Source organism: Bacillus cereus group sp. BfR-BA-01379 (assembly GCF_022663605.1).
Classification (GTDB): Bacteria; Bacillota; Bacilli; order Bacillales; family Bacillaceae_G; genus Bacillus_A; species Bacillus_A mobilis.
In genome coordinates, this window is record NZ_JAKUFT010000147.1 from 1 (window position 1) to 4173 (window position 4173).

Sequence of the window (4173 nt, forward strand, 5' to 3'; positions counted from 1 at the left end):
TTGATCTCCTGTCGCTCCAGTTACACCTTGAGGCCCTATAGGTCCCTGTATACCTTGTGGACCTTGATCTCCAGTTGCTCCCGTTATCCCTTGAATCCCCTGAACCCCTTGGATACCTTGCAGCCCCTGTGCTCCTGTTTCTCCTGTACTTCCAGTCGGACCTGTTATTCCAGTCGCTCCCGTACTACCTGTTACCCCAGTATTCCCAGTTACTCCTGTCGCACCTGTACTTCCACTCGGTCCACCTCCTGGACCTGTCGCACCAGTTGGCCCCGTTGGACCTGGAGGTCCTCCAGATGGACCCGTTACCCCTGTTGGACCTGTTGTTCCAGTTGGACCTGTAACCCCTTGACCAGTTGCTCCTGTTGGCCCCGTACTTCCACTCGGTCCTTGTGGCCCTTGTATACCTTGAGGTCCTTGTATACCTTGCGAGCCAGTTGCACCCGGTAACCCTTGCACACCTTGAATTCCTTGTGGTCCCTCTGGCCCAGTAGCTCCAATCGGTCCCTGTAATCCTTGTATCCCCTGTATACCTTGCTCCCCAGTCGCTCCTGTTGGACCAATCGGACCTTGTAACCCTTGCACTCCCTCTGGTCCTGTCGCTCCTGTTTCTCCTTGTGGTCCTCTCAATCCTTGTGGCCCCTGCTGTCCTTCTGGTCCCGTTGCACCTATTGGTCCAACTGGTCCTTGTATCCCTTGCACACCTTGTGGTCCTGTCGGGCCCATCTCCCCCATCGGACCTTGTAATCCTCTTGGTCCTTGGGGGCCTGTTGGACCTTGGGGACCGGTTGGGCCAGTAATCCCAATACCAGTAAATCCCGTTGGAACGGGTGGAAAGGTAGGCCCAATAAGATTTGGTGGAATTCTGAAATTAGAGTTTAATGAATGTTTTTTATCACGCTCTTTCACACTTTCACCACCTGCATACCATCTTTTTTACATGAAACAAACCTCTTCTTCTTAATATGTATTTACAAAAACAAACTCAAAGACTATTTTTATTTGAAATAATAAAAACTCCCTTAATTCCTTAAGGGAGTCCAGCTACTGAATCCATATTATCTGTATTCGGGACAGCTTGTGCTATACTCGATGCATTTACATTTTGCCCCATATTTGTTCCTGTTAGAGTACCAGCAGGAGTACCACGCGTATATGTCGTCGTCACCGAGTCTCCAGGCTGTAAACAAAGCTTCGTCTCCGTTCCTATTACTGTAACAACATCAATCCAGGTGCACCCCATTGAACCACTATACGATTTCGTAGCAGTAAATGAAGTATCACTCAAATTATCACCGGTAAATATATTCCCAGTGTTATTCACAATAACAAATTCTTTTATATGAGCAGGCATAATCACACTCTACCTTTCCTCTATGAACCTAATGTACGTGTACTCGTTGCTAATGGCGGAAGAAACACTGATGTTCGAATCACTGCTTCTGGCTGTCTTTTCCCATTTAAAAAAATAGCCGCACTCGAACCTCCAGCACCTGCATATATTTTTGCTACAGCTAAAGGTGAGATATCATAACAGTCACCAACATTAACAGCCCCTGTATTATTAATAATTTTTACTTTCCGCAAGTTAATCCCCATTTACCTATCCCCCTTTTGTACACTGTATGCAAAAGAAAAAAACTTGAAACAAACACGTTTCAAGTTTTTTTAGCTACTTATTTCGTTTCACCTTCATATTGAAGCATACCGCCAACCATGTTCATTGTCTTAAATCCTTGCTCATTTAAATAATGGCATACATTTTCACTGCGCATTCCCGAACGACAAATAAAGATATATTCATTCTCTTTATCAAAGAAATCTACTTTATTTGGGATATCACCCATTTTAATGTGTACAGCTTCTGGAATTTTCCCTGCTGCTACTTCTTCATCTTCCCTTACGTCTACTAAAAATAACGTTTCTCCATTTTCTAAACGCTCTTGCACTTCTTCTGTAGTAATTGTTTTAACTTCTGTCATATGTCGTTCCTCCTTATATACAATAAAACCTTTAGTCTCTTCCTTACACAAGCATATCTAGTCAATTTTAGCATGCGAAAGAAAGAACGCAAAGAATGGAAATTTTATTTCTCAATTTTCCCGCAAAACTTATTCTTTACAAACATAACTCGTGCATTGTATCCTCAATATACTTGTTTTATGAAAGGAGCCAATGAAAATGACACTTTTTCTTTTCATTACGGGCATCATTTTCTTAATCGCCGCAATTATTGCACTTAGTATGAGAAATAATAAAAAGATAAAATCACCACAAGAAATGTCATTCTTATTTCTATTGCTTAGTATAGCGTTCTTCGGTATAGCAGTTGCCACATATATTTTCCGTCTACAAATCATGTAAAAAAAGGTGCCTACTACATGCATTGCACCTTTTTCACACCTTTTATTTTCTACACCAAACTAGATACTTTCCGATTTAAAAATTCATAAACTTTCTTTTCAAATAAATGAATATCAAATGCTCCTGCCATATGCCCATTTATACTTTCTATCTCATACACTTCCGCATATTTCCCTTGTTTTTGCAACGTGTCTACCATTTTATAATTATAACGTGACGGCTGAAGCAAGTCTTGCTTGCATGGAATCATAAGTACGTTTGCTTCTATGTTAGAAAGCGCCTCTTCTAAAGATGAAAATCCATGTGCAATATCATGTAATAAAACTGCTTTCGCAGTGTATATCCACGAATTTGCATCTACTAACTCTATACTTCTATATGTCACTTTATTTATTTCTTTCTCAAATGATGTTAATGTAGAAAACTTTTCATAAGGTTCTACCTCTATACTATTACGAGGGAATGTTGTTTCATAAAAGTGCTCATCGAATGCGTTCATAAACATCATTCTATTTGCTAAATGAAGTCCCTTCATTGGCTGCTCTTCTCCATATTTTCCGCCCCTCCAACTTGGATCCAGTTGAATAGCCTCAATTGCATTTTGCGCTACATTTACCGACGTAATAATTGGATTTTGCGGGTTCGTAATAACACCAATCATTCGCTCTACCATATGAGGATAATGAACAGCCCATTGCTGTGCAATCATCCCGCCAGCTGACGGTCCCATTACAGCATGTAACCTTGCGATTCCCATATCTTTTATTAACTCATATTGCATACGAGCTACATCAAGAAATGTAAAAACCGGAAAATCCATTGCATATTCATCTCCAGTTTTCGGATCAATCGATTTCGGTCCTGTTGTAATCACATACGGGTTCTTTACCTGCACATTACAAAGATTATCAGTGCATATAACAAAGTATTTATTTGTATCAATTGCTTTTCCAGGTCCAATTAAACTATCCCACCAACCAGACTCCTCATCATGCGCTGTATATTTTCCTGCCGCGTGACTAGTTGCACTAAAATGATGACAAACCAAAATCGCATTTGACCTTTCTCTATTTAAAGTACCATACGCCTCATACCCCATTTGAACAGGAATTTCCCTACCATTTTCAAACGTAAATTCTTTTAAAATAAACTTCTCTTTTTTTACAATTTGCACAGACTCTCCCTCTCCCTGTTATAGTATGAACTGCTTACTAAAGGATTTTTTCTATGCAAACCAATCTCCTCCTTCTTTTCATAAATAAATGAATAATATACAAAATTAGCCACAAAATAGCACTATATTACACAATTAAAGAGGGAATACATATGATTTGGAATTGGCTACGTAAGAAAAAAAAATCAAATACAACAGAGAAAAACGAAACAGATAACTTGGAGCAACAACCTAACAATCAAGAGGATGGTAACAAAGAACAGACTAGAAGTATGAAACATAATAAAGATAGCAATGGCGCGCAAAAAAAAGAGGAAAACAAGGATTCTTCTCAGGATAAGCAACAACAACAACAACAACAACAACAACAACAACATTCTAAGCAAAGCGACTCGAATCAGGATAAACAACAAAGCTCTAAACAAGACGACTCAAATCAGGATAAACAGCAAAGCTCTAAACAAGATGACTCGAATCAGAATAAACAGCAAAGTTCTAAACAAGACGACTCAAATCAGGATAAACAACAAAGCTCTAAACAAGATGACTCGAATCACAATCAACAACAGCATTCTAAACAAGACGACTCGGATCAGAATAAACAGCAACATTCTAAGCAAAGCGACTCGAATCAA

The 4173-nt window shown here is 39.6% G+C and carries 6 protein-coding genes and 1 pseudogene; 2 read left to right on the forward strand and 5 right to left on the reverse strand.

Going from position 1 to position 4173, the window contains the following annotated elements; genetic code table 11:
* The 4 genes from MR113_RS26865 to MR113_RS26880 form a co-directional block, all read right to left on the reverse strand.
* Positions 1-909, reverse strand: a 909-nt coding sequence (locus MR113_RS26865; RefSeq protein WP_242257443.1) for an exosporium leader peptide-containing protein, incomplete at its 3' end; no start/stop codon positions are given.
* Positions 910-1030: 121 nt separating this feature from the next.
* A complete protein-coding gene (locus tag MR113_RS26870; RefSeq protein WP_242257444.1) occupies positions 1031-1354 on the reverse strand; it encodes a hypothetical protein in 324 nt (107 codons plus the stop codon).
* A gap of 20 nt (positions 1355-1374) precedes the next feature.
* A complete protein-coding gene (locus tag MR113_RS26875; RefSeq protein ID WP_000512461.1) occupies positions 1375-1599 on the reverse strand; it encodes a spore germination protein in 225 nt (74 codons plus the stop codon).
* A gap of 77 nt (positions 1600-1676) precedes the next feature.
* Positions 1677-1982 (reverse strand): rhodanese-like domain-containing protein, encoded by a 306-nt coding sequence (locus tag MR113_RS26880; RefSeq protein ID WP_000141210.1) that lies wholly within the window; start codon positions 1980-1982, stop codon positions 1677-1679.
* A 199-nt stretch (positions 1983-2181) separates the two neighbouring features.
* Between MR113_RS26880 and MR113_RS26885 the strand changes: the two genes are divergently transcribed.
* A complete protein-coding gene (locus MR113_RS26885) occupies positions 2182-2364 on the forward strand; it encodes a hypothetical protein (RefSeq protein ID WP_242257445.1) in 183 nt (60 codons plus the stop codon).
* A gap of 49 nt (positions 2365-2413) precedes the next feature.
* Here the strand turns inward: MR113_RS26885 and MR113_RS26890 are convergent, their stop codons facing one another.
* Positions 2414-3538, reverse strand: a complete 1125-nt coding sequence (locus MR113_RS26890; RefSeq protein ID WP_242257446.1) for a homoserine O-acetyltransferase family protein — start codon at positions 3536-3538, stop codon at positions 2414-2416.
* 152 nt (positions 3539-3690) lie between these two features.
* Here MR113_RS26890 and MR113_RS26895 point away from each other — a divergent pair.
* Positions 3691-4173: pseudogene (locus MR113_RS26895) on the forward strand (spore germination protein); the annotation flags it as partial.